Annotated in this window: 12 protein-coding genes; 5 read left to right on the top strand and 7 right to left on the bottom strand. The window is 69.8% G+C overall.

All coding sequences use genetic code 11. The features are described from left to right. Window positions 1-434: 434 nt before the first annotated feature. On the bottom strand, window positions 435-2,681 hold the full coding sequence (locus WMF43_RS40410) for a hypothetical protein (protein WP_437673217.1): 2,247 nt from the start codon (window positions 2,679-2,681) through the stop codon (window positions 435-437). Between the two features lie 491 nt (window positions 2,682-3,172). On the opposite strand from WMF43_RS40410, the gene WMF43_RS40405 reads away from it, so the two are divergent. Beyond that, entirely contained in the window at window positions 3,173-4,303 is a 1,131-nt protein-coding gene (locus WMF43_RS40405) for a DUF4419 domain-containing protein (RefSeq protein ID WP_437673216.1), read from the top strand. 14 nt (window positions 4,304-4,317) lie between these two features. Here the strand turns inward: WMF43_RS40405 and WMF43_RS40400 are convergent, their stop codons facing one another. The 3 genes from WMF43_RS40400 to WMF43_RS40390 all read right to left on the bottom strand — a co-directional run bounded on the left by WMF43_RS40400 (window position 4,318) and on the right by WMF43_RS40390 (window position 7,571). Next, the gene (locus WMF43_RS40400; RefSeq protein ID WP_437673215.1) at window positions 4,318-4,674 is read right to left on the bottom strand and encodes a XisI protein; all 357 of its coding nucleotides are present in this window, start codon (window positions 4,672-4,674) and stop codon (window positions 4,318-4,320) included. Continuing rightward, window positions 4,659-5,063 carry an element excision factor XisH family protein gene (locus WMF43_RS40395; protein ID WP_437684191.1) on the bottom strand — a complete coding sequence of 135 codons (405 nt, stop codon included), beginning with the start codon at window positions 5,061-5,063 and terminating at the stop codon, window positions 4,659-4,661. The genes WMF43_RS40400 and WMF43_RS40395 overlap by 16 nt, the downstream gene beginning before the upstream one ends. A 90-nt stretch (window positions 5,064-5,153) precedes the next feature. After that, the gene (locus WMF43_RS40390; protein WP_437673214.1) at window positions 5,154-7,571 is read right to left on the bottom strand and encodes an AAA family ATPase; all 2,418 of its coding nucleotides are present in this window, start codon (window positions 7,569-7,571) and stop codon (window positions 5,154-5,156) included. A gap of 112 nt (window positions 7,572-7,683) precedes the next feature. On the opposite strand from WMF43_RS40390, the gene WMF43_RS40385 reads away from it, so the two are divergent. Then, window positions 7,684-9,423, top strand: coding sequence for an MYXO-CTERM sorting domain-containing protein (locus WMF43_RS40385; RefSeq protein ID WP_437673213.1), 1,740 nt, complete (start codon window positions 7,684-7,686; stop codon window positions 9,421-9,423). 112 nt (window positions 9,424-9,535) lie between these two features. Here the strand turns inward: WMF43_RS40385 and WMF43_RS40380 are convergent, their stop codons facing one another. After that, entirely contained in the window at window positions 9,536-10,093 is a 558-nt protein-coding gene (locus tag WMF43_RS40380) for a hypothetical protein (protein WP_437673212.1), read from the bottom strand. 196 nt (window positions 10,094-10,289) lie between these two features. Between WMF43_RS40380 and WMF43_RS40375 the strand changes: the two genes are divergently transcribed. Next, window positions 10,290-12,371, top strand: coding sequence for a hybrid sensor histidine kinase/response regulator (locus WMF43_RS40375; protein WP_437673211.1), 2,082 nt, complete (start codon window positions 10,290-10,292; stop codon window positions 12,369-12,371). 109 nt (window positions 12,372-12,480) lie between these two features. On the opposite strand, the gene WMF43_RS40370 is transcribed toward WMF43_RS40375, so the two are convergent. Beyond that, on the bottom strand, window positions 12,481-13,683 hold the full coding sequence (locus WMF43_RS40370) for a BON domain-containing protein (protein ID WP_437673210.1): 1,203 nt from the start codon (window positions 13,681-13,683) through the stop codon (window positions 12,481-12,483). 577 nt (window positions 13,684-14,260) lie between these two features. Here WMF43_RS40370 and WMF43_RS40365 point away from each other — a divergent pair. Together WMF43_RS40365 and WMF43_RS40360 are read left to right on the top strand one after the other, a co-directional pair. Then, on the top strand, window positions 14,261-15,493 hold the full coding sequence (locus tag WMF43_RS40365) for an SRPBCC family protein (protein WP_437673209.1): 1,233 nt from the start codon (window positions 14,261-14,263) through the stop codon (window positions 15,491-15,493). Window positions 15,494-15,630: 137 nt separating this feature from the next. Beyond that, a complete protein-coding gene (locus tag WMF43_RS40360; protein WP_437673208.1) occupies window positions 15,631-16,599 on the top strand; it encodes an SDR family oxidoreductase in 969 nt (322 codons plus the stop codon). A 583-nt stretch (window positions 16,600-17,182) separates the two neighbouring features. Here WMF43_RS40360 and WMF43_RS40355 read toward each other — a convergent pair. Then, a complete protein-coding gene (locus tag WMF43_RS40355; protein ID WP_437673207.1) occupies window positions 17,183-18,172 on the bottom strand; it encodes a hypothetical protein in 990 nt (329 codons plus the stop codon). Window positions 18,173-18,849: the final 677 nt, after the last annotated feature.

The following is an 18,849-nucleotide window of genomic DNA, read 5'->3' as shown; positions in this document are numbered from 1 at the left end:
CCGCCGTCACGGCCGGAGCGTGCCGTTCTGCGCCCTCCGGCTCCGCCAGCGCCTGCTCGCTTCGGATCCGCCTGCATTCACGGCGCCCTTTCGCCTGCGATTCGCGCCGGTATGCGACGCTCGTCGTCCGGCGTGCATGTGCGACAGGCGCAGCGATTGCGGTCGACCCGCCGACCAGGCGATCTGTTCCGCTTCAGGCAGTCACCAGCGCAGCGTCAGTACTGGAATATTCTGCTGTGACTGGCGGAGTGGTCGCTGGCTGCGGTCCCGATCGCGGGGTGTAGGCGTCTTTGAATCGTTATCTGGCGAGGAGGCAGGCGGAGCGCGCCCGCGCAGGCGGAGCGCGCCCGCGCAGCGGCAGGCGGAGCGGGTTGCCTGCCGTCAGCTGGTGCCCGACCCCGCGAGCGGGAGGGGCGTGTCCGTGTCGCACCGGATCAACGGACGCATGTGCAGGTGGAGTGATCGGTGCCATGCGGGTCCTCGTCTTGATCGCCCGCCGGATCGACGACCTTGGCGTCTATGCCGAGCATCTGCAATAGATCGGTGACAAGCTCGACGGCTTCCCGCTTGTCGTCTTGCGTGCGTGGAGAAGACCACGTGTTGTTCTTCTCCATGATCTTCTTTTCAAAGTCTTTGAGCGGGTCGGTCTTCCCTGGGGTTTGACCGTTGTTCTTGCCCTTGGTGTCCTTGGAGGGGTCGTCCTTACCCTTGGTGTCCTTGGAGGGGTCGTCTTTGCCCTTGGTTTCCTGGCCCTTGGTTTCCTGGCCCTTGGTCTCTTGGCCCTTGGTTTCCTGGCCTTTGGTTTCCTGGCCCTTGGTCTCTTGGCCCTTGGTTTCCTGGCCCTTGGTCTCTTGGCCCTTGGTTTCCTGGCCCTTGGTCTCTTGGCCCTTGGTTTCCTGGCCTTTGGTTTCCTGGCCTTTGGTTTCCTGGCCCTTGGTCTCTTGGCCCTTGGTCTCTTGGCCTTTGGTTTCCTGGCCCTTGGTCTCTTGGCCCTTGGTTTCCTGGCCTTTGGTTTCCTGGCCTTTGGTTTCCTGGCCCTTGGTCTCTTGGCCCTTGGTCTCTTGGCCCTTGGTTTCCTGGCCCTTGGTCTCTTGGCCCTTGGTTTCCTGGCCCTTGGTCTCTTGGCCCTTGCTTTCCTGGCCCTTGGTTTCCTGGCCCTTGGTCTCTTGGCCCTTGGTTTCCTGGCCCTTGGTCTCTTGGCCCTTGGTTTCCTGGCCCTTGGTTTCCTGGCCCTTGGTCTCTTGGCCCTTGGTTTCCTGGCCCTTGGTCTCTTGGCCTTTGGTTTCCTGGCCCTTGGTCTCTTGGCCCTTGGTTTCCTGGCCCTTGGTCTCTTGGCCCTTGGTTTCCTGGCCCTTGGTCTCTTGGCCTTTGGTTTCCTGGCCCTTGGTCTCTTGGCCCTTGGTCTCTTGGCCCTTGGTCTCTTGGCCTTTGTTCTCCTGGCCCTTGGTCTCTTGGCCCTTGGTCTCCTGGCCCTTGGTCTCCTGGCCCTTGGTCTCTTGGCCCTTGGTCTCTTGGCCCTTGGTTTCCTGGCCCTTGGTCTCTTGGCCCTTGGTCTCTTGGCCCTTGGTTTCCTGGCCCTTGGTTTCCTGGCCCCTGGTTTCCTGGCCCTTGGTCTCTTGGCCCTTGGTCTCCTGGCCCTTGGTGTCCTTGGCACCATTGTCCTTGCCGCTTGTCGTGTCCGGAGCCTTGGGGGCCGATGGCTGGTTGGACCCACCCTGCGTCGCGCCTTCGGGCTTCGCCGTGGAGGGGCTCTGTTGTCCAGGCTTTGCGCCAGCCTCACCCGTCTTGGGCGGGGTCTGAGGCGACGTCCCGTTCTTCGGAGCGGTCTCGGTCGCGGGTGCCTTGCCGGCCGTTTCGCTCGGGCTTGGTTGGGCGGGCGTGCTCGTGGGCGGATTGTTGGTCGCCGGACTGGCCTGCGGGCCGCCAGCCCTGGGGCCCTGCGCGCCATCTCCCTTGGGAAGACTCGGCTGCGGCGTGGAACTTCCCTGCGAGGGTGCAGGGCTGGTAGGGTTATTGGTGTTGGGAAGCCCGGAAGAGGGCGTCGCGGGGATGTTCCGCGGCGGCGCGCTCGGCGTCGTCGGGCTATTGGTGTTGGGGAGCGCGGAAGAAGGCGTCGCGGGGATGTTCCGCGGCGGGACATTCGGCTTCGGGGCGACGCCGACATCGCTGCGGGGGACATCGCCCGGTCTCGACCCGAAAGGCGGCGATGTCGGCGTGCTGGTCGGCGCTCGACCCACATTGGACCCGCCATTGCCGGTCGTCGCGGTTCCGGAGCCGCTCCCCGTCGTCGTGGGCGACGTGTTGGTCGGCGCCGTCGTCGCGCTCGGGGAGGTCGAGCTCGGGGGCTTGATGGCCTTGCGGGTGACGGGATCCCAGCCGGGGGCGGCGCTCGACGTCGAGGCCGTCGCCGGAGCCGAGCCCGCGGACGGGTTCGCGGCCGTATTCGTGCCACCCAGGCTGGACGTGATGGCTCCGTCGGCCGGGGTGGTCCCGCCGGCAGGTGAATGTGCGAAACCGCCGGCGCCCTTCGCCTGGTTGCCCAGCCACGCCCGAATGCTGGCCGCCGACGACGACGACCCACTGCGAGAACCCCTGGGCATGGCCAATGATTGCCCCGAAACCACCGCGCTGCCAAGCGCCTCCACCCGCGGTCCCACGCGCACCGCGCCGTTCCAGGTCATGCACGTCCACCGAGCCCCGGCCGCCATGGAGCCGCCTGCGGCGAGGGCGACGATCCACCTGTGATCCGCGCGGTACACCCATGACCGCGCTCCAGCAGCCACCGCCGCGATCCCGCACGACCAGCGCCCGGCGTGCACGTGCGACACGTGCGGCGATTGCAGCCGGCGCGACGAGCAGGGGATCCCTTCAAATCATGGACATCCGCCGGCGCACCAATCGTGCTGGAATGTTCTGCTGTGGTTGATTTGTTTCGGTCGTGTAGCGACGAACCGAACGTGCTGTCGCGCCGCCGCGCCACCCCCTGCGCGCCACCGCGCTGGGTGCGGCCTCCGAGGCGCCCGAGGCGAGCCCACGGCCGAGCGAGCCCGGGCGGCCTGGCGCCCCGCCCGGGCCGAGTTGTTTCGCCCGGCGCCCTCGTGTACGAGGTACGAGAGGGCAGCGCGGTGCGTGCAGCCGTCGCGCGCAGGGCCAGGAGGACGGACGAGGAACCATGAGCATCACGACGATCGCCGTTGCCGATGTCGAGCATTCCACGGCGCCGCTGCCCGTGTTCGACGAGGAGGCCGCGGTGCAGAGCCTGCTCGTCTCGCCCGTGGAGGCCGCCTTCCGACATCGCCTGCCGCTCGTCGGGCGCACGGACGTGCACCCGCTCGTCCAGGCGGCCTACATGGCCTTCACCCAGCGTTATTCGCTCGTGCTGTCGCCGGACGTGATCTGGTTCTGCCTGGCGCGGGGGTTCACGCTGCACATCGCCGCGAGCGAGGAGCAGCGGCGCCAGTTCCTCCTCGACGAGCGCGCCTTCGAGCTGCGGCTGGATCGGCAGGATTTCACGCTCGGCCAGCTGAACCCGTGGCCCGTCACGTTCCCGGAGTTCTCCACCCAGATCGCCGCGCGGGTCGGGAAGTTGTGGGAGCTCGTGACAGCCAATTTCTCGACCACCGGACCAGTCGAGCGGGTGGCCTCGGAGCTCACCGTGATGACCCCGTTCGTGCCGGACTACGAGTGGGAGCCGCCTTTCCCCGCCGACCTCGAGTTTCCGAGCCGCGGCATCCCGCGCGTCTACCTGGTCGGCACCGCGGACGACTGGCGCTGGGTGCGCCGGCGCGCGGCGGCGTTCGGCCAGTTCGGCGCCGAGCGCTGGACTCGCGCGCTCCTGCCCGTGCTCGACCAGGTCGTCGCCTCGGCGGAGGGCCGCCAGGACCCGGCGTTCTGGCGCTCCTTCTTCCGGTACGAGAACGCCGCGGACGAGCTCACCGGCTGGATCCACGTGCTCTTTCCCTACCTGCGCGCCTGGCCCGCGGATCACTTCATCCCGAACCCGCACCTCGACGACTGGCTCGATCGCTGGAAGGCGGCGGAGGCCCGGAGCAGCCCGCTCGCCGCGCTGGCCAAACCGCAGGGACCGGGGTTCAACCGGCTCCCGCCCGGGCTGACGAGCACGTCGCTCCGGTTCGTCGACGCGCAGCGCCGGGAGCACCCCCTCGATTTCATCAGCGGCCTCATCGGCGTCACGCAGGACCCGCACTCGCTCGCGCTCATCCCGGAGTTCGTGTGGGCCATCGCGCACGACGAGGCCGGCGCCGCGGCCGAGCCGCCGGCCGAGGCGGCAGAAGCTCACTGAACGAAGGTGGTCGGTTATCCCACTGCGAACGGTGTGTGTTTTCGCCTCTCCGGCGGCTGGAACGCGAGCACGATATGCTCCTTCGGGATCCCCGCGTCCAGGAGCTCTGCTGCGATCCCGTGCTCGGTCCCGTCGTGTTGGATCCAGATCTTCCCGCCCCGCAGGTCCACGTGGATGACGCTCCCATGGACGCGGCGCCCTCCAGCCCAGCCCGCGTACATGAGCTCGTAGTGCCCCTGGGCGTCGTCGAAGATGGCCTCGACCTCGACCTCACCGTAACTCGGTTTGAGCTCGGCGTACGCGCTTAAAATCCGTTTCACCACGTCCGCATAGGACGCTGCCCCGGCGGAGGCCGTTACTTCTTCACCCATTGTCGAATCACCTCCCTCTGCGGATCGAAGACCAGTACGATGGGCGCGTAATCGTCCAAGATCGCGCGGCCCAGGTCGGTGCCGAAGATGGTGTCAAAGGCGTCGGCTGGAACCGCCAGAACAAGGCTGCGGTCGGGCTCCGTGCGGCGAAGCAAGCTCCGGTACATCAAGTACTGGCCGAGCGCTTGCTGCATGTCAGCCACCTCAGAAGCGCCAGCGAAGCTCTTGATCTCGACGGCGATGCGCTCGCCTGGGCGCTCGGCCGCGATCAGGCGCTCTGCACCGAGATCGACGTAGAGGTTATGGATCCCGAACGGAACCACGAGAGGATCGTGCGTGATGGTCCATCCCTCCTCGACCAAGGCGGATTTCACGACTCCATGGTACATGTCTCGCTGCGGCACCGCGGACCTCCGTGCCCGGTTCTACCACGACCGCGAGCGCGCGAGCGCTCCGCCGCCCTCCTCGCGGCGGCCGGTCTACCCGAACCGCACCTCGATCCCCGCGCCCTCGCCCGCCACGACGATCTCTCGATCCCTGCACCCCGGGTCCTCCGCCATCCGCGCCGCGATCGGCGTGATCACCTGCTCCTCGATCACGCGCCTGAGCGGCCGCGCCCCCCGCCGCGGATCGAACCCCACCTCCGCGAGGCGCGCCCGCGCCTCGGGCAGCACCCGGAGCCGCAGGTTCCGGCGCACGAGCCCGGTGCGCGCCTCGGCCTTCTCGAGCTCGAGATCCACGATCCGGAGCACGCTGTCCCGCCCGAGGCTCCGGAACTGGACGACGTGGTCGATGCGGTTCACGAACTCCGGCCGGAAGTGCTCGCGCACGCCCGCCGGCGCCGCGCGCCGCGGCCCCGGCGGCGCGTGCGCGGCGCCGTCCTCGCCGCCGAAGCCGACCGGCGCGCGGTCTGCGACGCCGAGGTTCGAGGTCATCACGATCAGCGCCATCCGGAAGTCCACGTGGCGGCCGTCCTCGTCCGTCAGCCGGCCCTCGCCGAGGATCCCGAGCAGGAGGTCGAACACCTCGCGGTGGGCCTTCTCGATCTCGTCGAGCAGCACGAGCGACAGCGGCTGCTGCCGCACGCGCTGCGCGAGCGTCGTCGCGTCCGGCCCCGCGTCGAGCAGCCGCGCCGACGCGCCGGGCAGCCGGTACTCGCTCATGTCGAGCCGGATCATCCGGCCCTCGTCGCCGAACATCGCGCGCGTGAGCTCCTTCGCGAGCTCCGTCTTGCCGACGCCGGTCGGCCCGACGAAGAGCAACGTGCCGCAGGGCCGCTCCGGATCGTTCATCCCCGCCTTGAAGCGCGCGAGCACCCGCGCCGCGGTGTCACACGCCTCGTCCTGCCCGATCACACGGCGCTTCAGCCCGCTCGCGATCGCCGACGCGCTCGCGGGCACCTCGTCGGCGATCAGCTCGATCGGCAGCCCCGAGTGGCGCGCGTACGCCTCGGAGACGTCCCGCGGATAAAGCACACGCGCCCCCGCCGCCTCCATCCCCGCTGTCGCCGCCCCCATGGCCGCTGTCGCCCCCGCCGCCGCCTCCGCGCCGGCCCGCGGGGACGACTCCTGTGCGAGCCAGTCGAAGAAGCGGAACGCCTTGCCCGGGAACAGCACGTCGCGCCGGAACATCGACAGGTGCTGCACCAGCCGCTTCTTGCCGGCCGGGTGCAGCCGGACGCGCGCGTCCCTCCGCGCCTCGTACTCCGCGAGCAGCGCGGGGACGGCGGCGGGATCCGGCTCGCGCAGCCGGACGATCTGGAAGCACGACACGAGCGAGGCGGCGCGGCGCTGGCACGCCTCCAGCTCCGGCTCGGTGCACTCCGCGATGAGGCTCACCTCGCCGCCCCGGAGCGCCGGCAAGAACACCTCGCCGATGGAGGCGCCGTCCGGCTGCGGCCTGAGGAGCGGCAACAGCGCGCCGACGTGCAGCAGATCCCCCTCGTGCGACAGCTCGCTCACCAGCTTGAGACACCGCGCCTGCCACATCCCGAGGTACGTCATCCCCGCGAGCAGCCGGTCGGCCGAGGTGCTGAACAGGCCGGGCGAGCCCGCGCGCGCCTTGTCCCGCCGCCACGCCGCGAACCGCCGCGCCAGCCGGTAGACCCACGTCGTCTTGCCGACGCCGGGGCCGCCGACGAGCAGGATCGACGGCGGCGGCTCGTTCGACGTTCCGCCCGCCCCGCTCGTTCCGCGCGCCCCCCGCTGTGCCCCGCGCGTGGCCTCAAAGAACAGCGGCAGCGCCCGCTCGAGCTCCTCCGACTCGCCGACCGCGAGCGGCAGCCGCTGGCGCGCGGCCTTCTCCACGAGATCCTCCGCGACGGCGCCGAGCGTCGGGCGCTCGTCCCGCGGGCGGCGGCCGGTCGCCTCGGCGGCGGACGGCAGGCGCGGCGACCACGGGCGCACGACCTCCTCGCCCTCCCGCCGGAAATCGAAGAGCGACCGCGGCGACTCGCCGAGCAGCCCGCTCGTGACCAGCTGCCGCAGCACGTCGGGCGCGATCGAGAGATCCTCGAGCACCACCGACCAGCCGAAGCGCGGGAGCATCACGCGATAGCCGCCCTCGGCCAGCTTGCTGGCGAGGTACGTGAGCCGCAGCGGGATCCGGCGCCGCCCGACGACGGCTGTCCGCTTCACGGTCGTCTGCGGGTGCACGTCCACGCTCAGCGACCGCACCTCGAAGGACTCCTCCCAGAGATAACGATCCAGATCGTCGTCGCCCGTCGCGATCCGCGCGTGGAGCTCGGCCTCCAGCCGGCGGAGGACGTCCTCCTCGGAGGCGCCGTACGCCGCCGGGGCCGGCCGATCGAGGACGAAGCCCCACGCGCGCAGCAAGATGCCGGTGAAGCGGCCGTCGTGGTGGGCGATCAGATAAACGCGCAGCGATCTCTTGGTCATAAAAAATTCGCGGCAGCGGCGGCGCAGGAACAACCTTACTGCAACTTTGCGGGGTCGCGGAGAGGTGGAATGTTCTACGCCTCGAGCTCTCGAGGAGGTGTAAAGTGCGCACATGCCACACAGCGCTTTCTTGAACTTCTCTCGCGCGGCGCGCGCCGCGTTGCCTCTGGCCCTCTCGCTCGCCCCGGCCGCGTGGCCTGCGCTCGCGAGCGCGCAGGTCCGTCAGCCGACCGGCGAGGTCATGCCCCAGCCGGTCGGCGAGAACGAGCTCGGCCTCGTCAGGGGCCGAGGCTTCCCGGAAGACGCTGTGACGCTGGAGGGGCTCTTCATGTACCGGGGCGAGACGATCGACCCCGTCGACGATGCGAGCATCGAGCCGGGCGTGTTCTCGCCGCTCTGCGGGTTCACGGGGGAGCTCGTGCTGCGCGGCGGCGGCTGTCGGGTCGCGTTCGGCTGGTACAACGCGACCGCGAGCGGCATGCGCCCGCCGGACAACCAGATCTACGAGCTCATCCCGGCGAACCCGTCGGAGGCCTTCAACTGCGAGGACGGCGACTTCTGCCCTCTGGCCACGATGATGACCACGCAGGTGGGGCAGCACGACTGGACCCCGCGGAGCTTCTCGGCGGAGGACATCCGCCAGGACCCGCGGTACGCGGGCGGCCTGGTCGGCTTCGCGCTGATCGGCAGCCCGAGCACCCTGTGCACGCAGACGAAGTTCTCGCAGGCCGAGCTGAACACGCAGTGTACGAACTGCACGCCGGCCCAGCCGTGGGTCACCACGCTGATCTACACGTCGACCAAGACGCCCGACGCGTTCTATGTCGCGTTCGAGGACCTGCCCGTGACCCCGACCAGCTGGCGGGGCAGCGGCGGCAGCACGAACGACGGCGACTTCAACGACTTCGTCTATTACATCACCGGCGTGACCTGCCAGGGCGGCGGCGAGGTCTGCGACACGGGCCAGCCGGGCGCCTGCGCCGTGGGCAGGACGGGCTGCGCGACCGACGGCGAGGTCGCGTGCCACGCCGTCCTCGAGCCCGGCGAGCAGGCCGAGCGCTGCGACAACATCGACAACGATTGCGACGGCGAGGTCGACAACGCCGAGGGGCTCTGCGCCGAAGGGCTCGTGTGCAACCGCGGCAACTGCGTGCCGTACTGCGGGCGCGGCGAGGTCGTCTGCGACGCCGGCCTCGTCTGCGACGAGGGCCTCTGCGTCGAGGCGGCCTGCGTGGGCGTCGCGTGCGAGGGCGGCGAGATCTGCGTCGGCGGCCTCTGCGTGGGCGGGTGTGACGGCGTCGTCTGCCCCGGCAACCAGGAGTGCCAGCTCGGGCGCTGCGTCGATCTCTGCGCCTCGGTCGAGTGCGACGAAGGCATGGTGTGCGAGCGCGGCATCTGCCAGTCGAACTGCGGCTGCCGCACCTGCGGGGCCGGCAAGGAGTGCGCGGACAGCGGCCACTGCCTCGACGCCGGCTGCGACGGCGTGACGTGCCCCGCGGGGCAGCTCTGCCGGGCCGGGGCCTGCGTCGACGCCTGCGCGGGCGTCGTCTGCCCCGGCAACGCCCCGTGCGTCAACGGAGCGTGCGGCGAGCCGGTGCTCTCCATGAGCACCTCGGCGGCGAGCGGCGGGACCATCGACGAGGACATCGGCCTGGGCGACGACAACGGGAATCCCACGTCGCCGGCCGGCGGCGCGGGCGGCGGCGGCGACACGAGCGAGCTGAAGCCCGACTCGTCCTGCGCCTGCCGCGCGGGCGCCACGTCCGACGGCGCGCCCGCCCGGCTCGGCCTGCTCGGCCTCGGCTTCCTGCTGCTCGCCGGCCGCCGCCGCCGTGCGCGCGGCCGCGCGTAGCAGCCGCTTCACTTCGAGCGAGCCTGACGCCCGCGCGGCGTCGCGCCTCACCGACGCGGCGTCGCGCCTCACCGACGCGGCGCCGCGCCGTCACCGACGCGGCGTCGCGCCGTCAGAAGGCGCGCGCCGCCATCGCGGCCAGCGAGCCCGCCACGACCGCCGCCACGAACCACGCGAGGCGCACGCCGGGGCTCTCGCCCGCCGAGACGCCGGCGGGGAGCGGGAACACCACGGACCGCACCCGCCGGGTCTCCGCGTCGACCAGGAGGACGCCGTCGACGTCGAACGCCAGGCGGTACTCGAGCAGCTGCCGCCGCGTCGCGGGCGTGTCGATGCGCGGCGCGAGCCGGCCTGTCTTCACCTCGGCGACATACCGCCTGCGGCCGTGCGCCACGAGGTAGTCGGCGCGGAGCCCGACCGTGATGGGCTCGCCGTCGACCTGGACTCCGTACGACACCGCGACCTGCCGGCCGAGGATGGTGTACCCGAGCTCGCGGAGGAGCGCCTCGGCGCGGGCCTCGCCGGCGGCGCCCTGCTCGCGGAAGCGGTCGAGCCGGCGCCGCTGCCGGGCGCGCTGCCACGCGAGGCGGAGCGTCTGGACGAGCCCGAAGAAGAGCGCCGCGCCGGCCGCGGCCAGGACAACCTCGGTCGGTACGTCGCGGAAATCCACGGAGCGCGTGTTTGCTCAGGATTCTGGAGCCCGGGCCAAGTTTTCTGCGAAGGCGACGCCCGCGGCCCGGCTGGTGGGCAGGGCCGCGGGACCTCATACAGTCGTCCTGAAAGACATGCCGCGTACGCTTCCACCTGGCGCCTCGCCGCCGTCAGCCCCAGAGCGCGCTCGGTCGGGATGTACGAGGACCCAGTCGATGACGCTGCAGATGCCTGCCGAGGACGCCGTGACGGAGAGCCTCCGCGAGCAGGCCGCTCGCAGGGAGGCCGACGTGCAGCGCGAGCGTTATCGCCTGGTCGCGCGCGCCACGAAGGACTCGATCTGGGACTGGGACATCCAGGCGGACCAGGTCGAGCGCAACGCGGCGTTCTACGAGGTCTACCGCTACACCCCCGAGCAGACGGAGCCGTCCGGCGCCTGGTGGATCTCGCGCATCCACCCCGAGGATCGCGAGCGCGTGGCGCGCAGCTTCCAGGCGGTCATCCACGGTGAAGGCGACTCCTGGTCGCAGCAATACCGCGTCTACCGCGGCGATGGATCCATCGCCACGGTGTTCGATCGCGGCTACGCGCTCCGCGACGCGTCCGGCAAGGCGATCCGCATGGTCGGAACGGCGGTCGATCTGACCGAGCGATTCCAGATGGAGAAGGCGCTGCGCGACCGCGAGGACCGGCTCCGGCTCGCCACGTGGGCGGCCGACGTGGGCACCTGGCGCATCGACCTCGTGACGTGGAACGACACGCGGGACGCGCGCCTGAACCTCATCCTGGGCCTGGAGGAGCGCGAGACGACGCAGCCGATGGAGGACTGGATGAGCCGCGTCCACCCCGAGGACCGGGACGCCGTGCGCACCACGACCCAGCGGTGCGTCTACGGGCGCTGCGTTTACGACATGATCCACCGCGTCGTGCGCCCGGACGGGTCGATCCGGTGGGTGCACGACCGCGGGCGCCTCATCTGCGACGAGGGCGGCGCTCCGCTGTTCCTGACGGGGGCCGTCGTCGACATCACCGAGCTGAAGCAGCTCGAGGAGGAGCGCGCGCAGCTGCTCCGGCGCGAGCAGCAGGCGCTCGCCCAGTCGGAGCACGACCGCCTCCGGGCCGAGGACGCGAGCCGCATGAAGGACGAGTTCCTCGCGATCGTCTCCCACGAGCTGCGGACGCCGCTCACGGTGATCCTCGGCTGGGCGAGGCTGATCAAGGACACACGCCTCGCCCCGGAGCGCCTCGCCCGGGGCGTCGAGGCGATCGAACGCAACGCGCAGGCGCAGGCGCAGATCGTCGACGACCTCCTCATGGTCTCGCGGATCATCACCGGCAAGCTGCGGATCAGCGCGGTCGCCGTGGATCTCGCCGCCCTGATCGACGCCGCCGTCGAGGTCATCGCGCCCACGGCGAAGGCGAAGGACATCGAGATCCGCGTCGAGGTCGGCGAGGGCCTGGGCGAGGTGAGCGGCGACCCGGCGCGCCTCCAGCAGATCCTCTGGAACCTGCTCTCGAACGCGGTGAAGTTCACCCCGAAGCGCGGCCTCATCACGGTCCGGGCGTCGCGGAACGACGGCCAGGTGATCCTCGCGGTCGCGGACAACGGCAAGGGGATCGCCCGTTCCATCCTGCCGTATGTCTTCGATCGGTTCCGTCAGGGCGACTCCTCGCCGACGAGGGCCTACGGCGGGCTCGGCCTGGGGCTCGCGATCGTCCGCCACCTCGTCGAGCTGCACGGCGGCACGGTGGAGGTCGAGAGCCAGGGCGAGGGCCGCGGCGCCACGTTCACGGTGGCGCTCCCCCTGCGCGCGGGGCCCGCCGCGCCCCGCGCGCTGCCGCCGTCTGTGCCGTCGTGGCGCGTGGCGATCGAGGACGCGATGCGGGCGCCGCTGGTCGGCCTCCACGTCCTGCTCGTCGAGGACGAGCCCGACACCCGCGAGATCATCGCGCTCGTGATCGAGCAGGCGGGCGCACAGGTCATGACGGCCAGCGCGGCGGCCGAGGCCCTGAGCCTGATCGAGCGGCGGAGGGTCGACGTCCTGATCAGCGATATCGGGATGCCGGGCGAGAGCGGCTACACGCTCATCCAGCAGGTGCGCGCCGCCGAGCGCGCCGAGCTCCGCAGGCTCCCCGCGGTGGCGTTGACCTCTTATGCGCGGCTCGAGGATCGGCGGCGGGCGCTCGCGGCGGGCTTTCAGCGGCACGTGGCGAAGCCCATCGACCCTTCCAGCCTGATCCGGGTGATCGCGGATCTCGCCGGAAGGGAGTGTGCTGTGGACGCGCGCCCCGGCTGAGGCGCGCCTCGGCTGGGGCGCGCCCCGGCTTGGGGGGGCGCCCCGGCGGGCGTGAGCTCGATTCGGATGGGAGGCGCTCGTGGGCTCTTCGCCTGGGGCGCGGCGTGGCTCAGCGGTGGGCCAGGTCGTTCGCCATCCCGCGGTTCTGCTGCGCGCCGGTCGAGCCGAGCGTGCTGGTCGAGCCGGTGGTGGCGGTCGTGCCGGTCGTGCTGGTCGAGCCGGTGGTGGCGGTCGTGCCGGTCGTCGTCTCGCCCGGCCGCTTGACGCGGATCTGGTTGTGCACGTCGTCGACGCCGCGCACGTTCTCGGCGATCTGCTCGACGATGCGCTTGTGGTGGCGCTCGTTCACCGTGCCCTCGAGGGTGACCTCGTTGTTCTGCACGCGGACGGTGACGTCGGTGACGTCGATGTCGTCGCGATCCGAGAGCAGCTCGCAGATGTCCTCGAGGATGCGGTCGTCGGAGCGCTTGTAGCCCTTGGGTCCCCGGCCGAACGCGCTCCGGACGCGCTCTCCGAGGTTGCTCAGCGCGCCGCTCACGCCCTGCACTGCGGACCGGCCCGCGTCGCGGACGGTGCGGACGAAGTCGCTGCCTTCCTCGCGGTCGCGTCCCCAGCCCCGGTTCTCCTCGCGTCCCCAGCCCCGGTTCTCCTCGCGTCCCCAGCCCCGGTTCTCCTCGCGGCCGTACCCGCCGCCGAAGCTGCGGTTGTAATCGCCGCCGCCGAAGCCGCGGTTGTAGTCGGCGCCGCCGAAGCTGCGGTTGTAGTCGGCGCCGCCGTAGTGGCGGCTGTAGTCGCCGGTGCCACCGAATCCGCGGTTGTGATCGCTGCCAGCGAAGCCGCGGTTGTAGTCGCCGCCGCCGAAGCCGCGGTTGAACTCGATGCCGCCGCCGAGGCCGCGGTTGTAGTCGGCGCCGCCATAGCTGCGGTTATAGTCGCTGCCGCCGAAGCTGCGGTTATAGTCGCCGCCGCTGAAGCTGCGGTTGTAGTCCCGGTCGAAGCCGCGGTCGCGGCTGCCGAGGCGCCCCTCGTCGTTGTCGCCGCCGTAACCGCGCTGCGTCGTGCGCCCTTGATCGCGATCGTAGTCGCGGCCCCAGCTCCGGTTGTTGTCGCGGTCCCAGCCGCGCTCGGAGAGGTTGCCGCGGGAGCCGCCGTAGCGCTCATCCCAGCCGCCCTGGCCCTGCCCATAGCGCTCGTCCCGGTCGTAACCTCGTCCGTAACGCTCGTCCCAGCCGCCCTGGCTCTGCCCGTAGCGCTCGTCCCAGCCGCGTGCGTCTCGTCCGTAGTCAGCGTCCCTGTCGAATCGATTCCGCATGGTGGAGCTCCTTCCTTGACGTGGTGAAACGGCGTCGAATCTGTTTCGACAACGTGTCACGGATGTCGGTGCGGCGTAGCGACCGTATGTCCAATCGTCGCGGAGGCCAAGACTGGGGTGCGTCGACGGAAGTCGCAATCGGGGAAAACCCTTCGTTGTTCGCCGGGGCGATCCCGAGACGTCCAAAAGCGCTTGCCAGCATGCATGAGCCCGCTGCCTTTCCGGCGGCCCTCGGGCGCGTGCATGAGGGTTACCCGCCGCCTGAACATGCGAGTTGCGGAGACCGATCCAGTCTGAACAAACAGCGTGAGTGGCGCCGCAGACAGACCTGGCGCACAGGCGGGCTGATCCCTCCGGGTGGCGGACTCAGGCGTTGGCCATGGCTGCTGTCGCGTTCGCGACGTACGGAGTGTCCCTACTGTCCATTCCGCGTGGGCCCGGATGATGGTGGCGCGGAGGCGGCCTAGGTTCGAGCGTGCGCTGTGAGTCGGAATTCCTGCGCTCGCAGGAGATGCGGTAATGGCCGGTTCGGGGCAATTCCCCCGGCCGCTACGGGAGAGGGACGAAAGAGATGGCCATGGCTGTCTTCGACAAGGCGATTCGGCTGGTGCTGCGACCGAAGCCGTATGAAATCGGCCCTGCGGCGGTGGTCGCGGCGACGATCGGCGTCGGGGCTGGTCTGATGTATGTGCTCGATCCGGACCGCGGCGCGCGGCGCCGGGCGTTGTTGCGCGACCGGACCGTGGGCGCGGCGCACCGGACGGGCGCGGCGCTCGACCGTCGCGCCCGCGACCTCGGGCACCGGGGCCGGGGCGTGATCGCGAGCGCGGCATCGGTCTTCCGGCACGAGGAGGTCTTCGACGAGGTGCTCGTCGATCGGGTCCGCTCGAAGCTCGGGCGTGTCGTCTCGAACCCGCACGCGATCGGCGTGCAGGTGGTCGACGGGCGCGTGACCCTGACCGGCACCATCCTGGAGCGCGAGGTTCCGGACCTCTTGTCGGCCATCTCGGCCGTGGGCGGCGTCAAGGGCATGAACAACCAGCTCGAGGCGCACAGCTCGGCCGACGGCATCCCGTCGCTCCAGGGCGCGAGGGCCCCCGCTGGCGAGCAGCCCGCGCTCACGAAGGCGGGCCGGTTGCCCATCGCGCGTGTGCTCGTGGCCGCGCTCGGCGTCGGGCTCGTCAGCTGCGCGGTTGCCCGGCGCGATCGGCTGGGGCTGCTGCTCGGCGCGTCGGGCGCCGCGGCGCTGTTCGGCAATGTCGCGGGCCGCCCGATCGCGCGCCTGCTCGGCGTCGGCGCGGGGCGGCGGGCGGTGGAGCTCGAGAAGGCGATCACGGTGCGGGCGCCGGTCGAGGAGGTGTTCGCGTTCTTCATCGATTTCGAGAACTTCCCCCGGTTCATGTCGCACCTGCGCGACGTGGAGCTGGAGGGCGACGGCCGGCTGCGCTGGACCGCCGTCGGCCCGGCGGGCATCCCTGTCCGCTGGGAGGCGGACGTGACCGAGATGGTCCCGAACGAGCTCATCGCCTGGCGGAGCGTGCCCGGCGCGGCGGTCGCCACCGCGGGCACGGTGCGCTTCGAGGCGACGCCCGACGGCGGCACCCGCCTCGACATCAAGATGTCCTACACCCCGCCTGCCGGCGTCCTCGGTCACGCCGTGGCGGCGCTCTTCGGCGTGGATCCGAAGCACGCCATGGACGACGATCTCCTGCGCTTCCGTTCCCTGCTGGAGAACGGCAAGGCCACGGCCCACGGCGAGACGGTGTTCCTCGGGGATCTCGCGGGGCAGGGCGGCAGCGGCGCCCGCTGAGGCGAAGCGGGCGCGGGCGAGCGGCAGGCGGCAAGCGATAGGTGACGAGCGACAGGCGATTAGCGCCAGGCGACAGAGGACGGCGGGTATCGATCGGGCTGGAAAGGTGTTTGCCTTCTCCAGTCTCCCGGAGGGGTATGACGAAGAAGCTCCGTGACAAGGTCGTGGTCATCACCGGCGCGTCGAGCGGGGTTGGCCGCATGGCTGCCCGGCTCTTCGCCGAGGGCGGCGCTGCGGTCGTGCTCGCCGCGCGGACGCGGCAGACGCTCGACGAGGTGGCGGCCGAGTGTGAGGCCGCCGGCGGCCAGGCCCTGGTCGTCCCGACGGACGTCCGCGGCGAGGAGGCGGTGCGCGAGCTGGCGCGCCTCGCGGTCGAGCGTTTCGGGCGCATCGACGTGTGGGTGAACAACGCGGCGGTCACGCTCTTCGCCCGGACCGAGGAGGCGCCTTATGAGGCGTACCGTCAGGTCATCGAGACGAACCTCTTCGGGTACATCCACGGCGCCCGAGCGGTGCTGCCCCGCTTCCGCGCGCAGGGCAAGGGCGTGCTCATCAACGTCGATTCGGTCGCGGGCATCGTCGGCCAGCCGTACACGAGCGCTTATTGCGTCACGAAGTTCGGCATCCGCGGCCTGGGCGAGAGCCTGCGCCAGGAGCTGCTCGACGCGCCCGGCATCCACGTGTGCACCGTGATGCCCGCGACGATCGACACCCCTTTGTTCCAGCACGCCGCCAACTACACCGGTCGCGCCGTCCAGGCGATGCCCCCCGTGGCCAGCGCGGAGCGGATCGCGCGCGCCATCGTGGGCCTCGCCGTCCGCCCCCGCCGGGAGCTCATCGTCGGCGGCGCGGCCCGGCTCATGGCCGCGCAGCACAACCTCGCGCCCGCGATGATGGAGCGCATGATGGCGCGCCAGGTGGAAAGAAAGCACTTCCAGGACCGCGCCGAGCCGCCCACCGCCGGCAACCTGTTCGAGCCGATGCCCCAGTGGAGCGGCGTGAGCGGCGGCTGGAAGCGGGGCGTCGCCAGACGCGGCCGCAAGCTCGCCATGGGCCTCGCCCTCGGCCTCCCCGCGGCGGCAGCGCTCTTCCTGCTCCGCAGATAAGTCCCCGAGCCCGCGCGACCTCCGGCGCGCCTCCTCCGCGTCGGCGTAGTAGGCTCCGCCAGTATGAGCACGCAGGCGCCGGGCCACAGTCACACGCCACTTTGCCCATCGCCCGATGTCCCGCGCCGGGAGGCGGCGCGCAGGTCAAGGGCGGCGCAGCGGGCTCGCGCAGCGAGCGCGCCCGTGGCCTGCGCAAGCACTCCCGGATGCTGACTGCGCGATGGGCCGACTTCACCGATTTTCTTCACCGAATTTCCGCGCAAACACGAACTCACCATCACCCGGGGCCAACCGGCGAGACTGGGGCCTGGGGAGTTCGCGCTCGCGCCGGCCGACTCGTCGCCTCGGGCCCTCGTCGTCGCCTCGCTCGCCAAACCCTGAGCCGTGCCGTCGCTCTCGGAGATGCGGAGGCGGCCCGCGTCGTTCACGAGGCGTTCCGGCGCTCCCCTGTGAGGGTACCTCCGTTGCGTGGTGTGCGCTGGAGGCTGCCCCAAGTGGAGTGTTCAGGCAGCTCGGACATACCGTTTTGGCACGAGCGAGCCCACGCACGAGCGCGTGGGCGTCGTCTGGTTGACGTCACGTACTAGATCTCCTGCCAGTCTCCCCAGTCCTCTCCGCCCACAATCGAACTATTCAAGCAGACGCACGATATCGACGACTGTAGAATCTCTTGAAAATGCGAGGCAAACTCCAGTGCCGATTCCCCGTTTCGCAACTGGACGCCGTTGTCGCTGGATTCCACGTGTATTCTGGAGTGGGCTAACGGAGTCGGGGGATTTAGCTCTACAAGGCGAAACACATGGGTTTCGTCCTGTAGAGTGTGCTCGAAGTAGTAAACTTGGGAGTAGTTGTGCCCCTGCACATCGCGAAATTGCACTAGGGTGTGTATTCCCACCGGCCAGATGGGCAAATCAGTCGAGACGACCGATAGTGACCGCTGGCGTCTTGGTGGTACCATCGGATAATGCACCTGATCCCTAATGCCATAGAAACCATCTTCGGTAAATCGGACTTTGTCGAAATCGCTGACGAAACCTGGTCTGATGTACTTTCTTAATTGAGCAAGGTGCTCCTTTTTGCTTGAAAACACACAGGCGATGTAAATCTCGAAGTCGAACGCGGGAACGTTGCCTACGTTTGCAATGTTTAAGATCGGGTACAGTCCACCATTGCTGATGTGCATGACAGTGAAGCTACACATCGTCGTGGGCATCAGGGTCATGGTGTTGGCGCGAGCTGTGTCGGCGAGCGCCTTGGCCTGACTGACTAGTGCCTTCTCTGAGTTCTCTTGCGCTTCGGCAGACCTGCGTAGCTCTGCACGAGTCAATTCGAGCTCTTCTCGCTGAAGCTGAAGTTCCTGGCGCTGAAGAAAGATGGCGTATACCACTCCTGCCAGGGCTAATCCGGAGAATAGAGCATTTACGGCGCCGAACATGTCTCCGAAAAGCCCACGGTCCTCAGGTTTGTCAACGAAAGTTGCTAGTAATGCCCACGACAGACCCCAAATTCCGAGCACGATCCCCAGTAAGAGGTAGGGAGTTCTGCTTCTCTCTCTCTCCCCTGCGGTGTCCATCTGTGCTTGTCTTCGTCATGAAGGCCTACACAGAAGCCCTGGTTCCGGCTTTGTCAAGATCAACGCGTAAGGGCAGCAGGCCGGGCTTGCGCTGCCGCTGATCGAGGGTTCCCGAGGCGCCAGGTCGGGCCAGCGGAGTTCGGTGTCGCCAAGTTTCGGCTCGCCTCCCCCGCCGCTCCCCGCCAAGCCCGCGAGATCCAAGTTGTCAACGAATGGTGCAAAATTTGCATGCAGCAAGAGCTTGCTGGTCACGGCTATGCTGCGCGCGTCCCCTCCGGCGCCAAACGCCGGCGACGGGGCGCGTCCGGAAGGCGCGCGCGACGGCAGCGAAGGGCGAGTGGCGAGGGCCGCGCGGCGTGACGTACGTCTGCCGCCCGGCGAGGGCGGAGTCCGGCCTCGAGCGCTCGATGCGGGATGTGAAGCGCCTCCTCGCGACGAGAAAGCCCAAGAAAGCACAGAAGAAGCGCGCGCCAGCGCGCCGCAAGAGGTGACCGGTGGAGGCGGTCAGGCTGTGGCTGGTGTTCGACGTGCTCAACCCGCCGGCGCGGCTCGAACGCGTGCTCCGCGCTGCGTCGCGCAACAAGGCGCGGGTGCAGGAGCAGAACACGCGACGCAAGCCGCGGGCGCGGCAGGCAGCGGCGAAGAAGCAGGAACCGCCGCAGCGGCGGCAGGCGGGG

Origin of the sequence: Sorangium sp. So ce131, assembly GCF_051519095.1 — a bacterium.
Classification (GTDB): domain Bacteria; phylum Myxococcota_A; class Polyangia; order Polyangiales; family Polyangiaceae; genus Sorangium.
Note: the sequence above shows the minus strand (reverse complement) of the source record. Positions and strands in the feature narration are given on the sequence as shown.

Bases quoted from the DNA above. Each gene is read 5' to 3' on its own strand.
- WMF43_RS40410 (WP_437673217.1), bottom strand. From the start codon at position 2,681: ATGACCTGGAACGGCGCGGTGCGCGTGGGACCGCGGGTGGAGGCGCTT.
- WMF43_RS40405 (WP_437673216.1), top strand. From the start codon at position 3,173: ATGAGCATCACGACGATCGCCGTTGCCGATGTCGAGCATTCCACGGCG.
- WMF43_RS40400 (WP_437673215.1), bottom strand. From the start codon at position 4,674: ATGGGTGAAGAAGTAACGGCCTCCGCCGGGGCAGCGTCCTATGCGGAC.
- WMF43_RS40395 (WP_437684191.1), bottom strand. From the start codon at position 5,063: ATGTACCATGGAGTCGTGAAATCCGCCTTGGTCGAGGAGGGATGGACC.
- WMF43_RS40390 (WP_437673214.1), bottom strand. From the start codon at position 7,571: ATGACCAAGAGATCGCTGCGCGTTTATCTGATCGCCCACCACGACGGC.
- WMF43_RS40385 (WP_437673213.1), top strand. From the start codon at position 7,684: ATGCCACACAGCGCTTTCTTGAACTTCTCTCGCGCGGCGCGCGCCGCG.
- WMF43_RS40375 (WP_437673211.1), top strand. From the start codon at position 10,290: ATGACGCTGCAGATGCCTGCCGAGGACGCCGTGACGGAGAGCCTCCGC.
- WMF43_RS40370 (WP_437673210.1), bottom strand. From the start codon at position 13,683: ATGCGGAATCGATTCGACAGGGACGCTGACTACGGACGAGACGCACGC.
- WMF43_RS40365 (WP_437673209.1), top strand. From the start codon at position 14,261: ATGGCTGTCTTCGACAAGGCGATTCGGCTGGTGCTGCGACCGAAGCCG.
- WMF43_RS40360 (WP_437673208.1), top strand. From the start codon at position 15,631: ATGACGAAGAAGCTCCGTGACAAGGTCGTGGTCATCACCGGCGCGTCG.
- WMF43_RS40355 (WP_437673207.1), bottom strand. From the start codon at position 18,172: ATGGACACCGCAGGGGAGAGAGAGAGAAGCAGAACTCCCTACCTCTTA.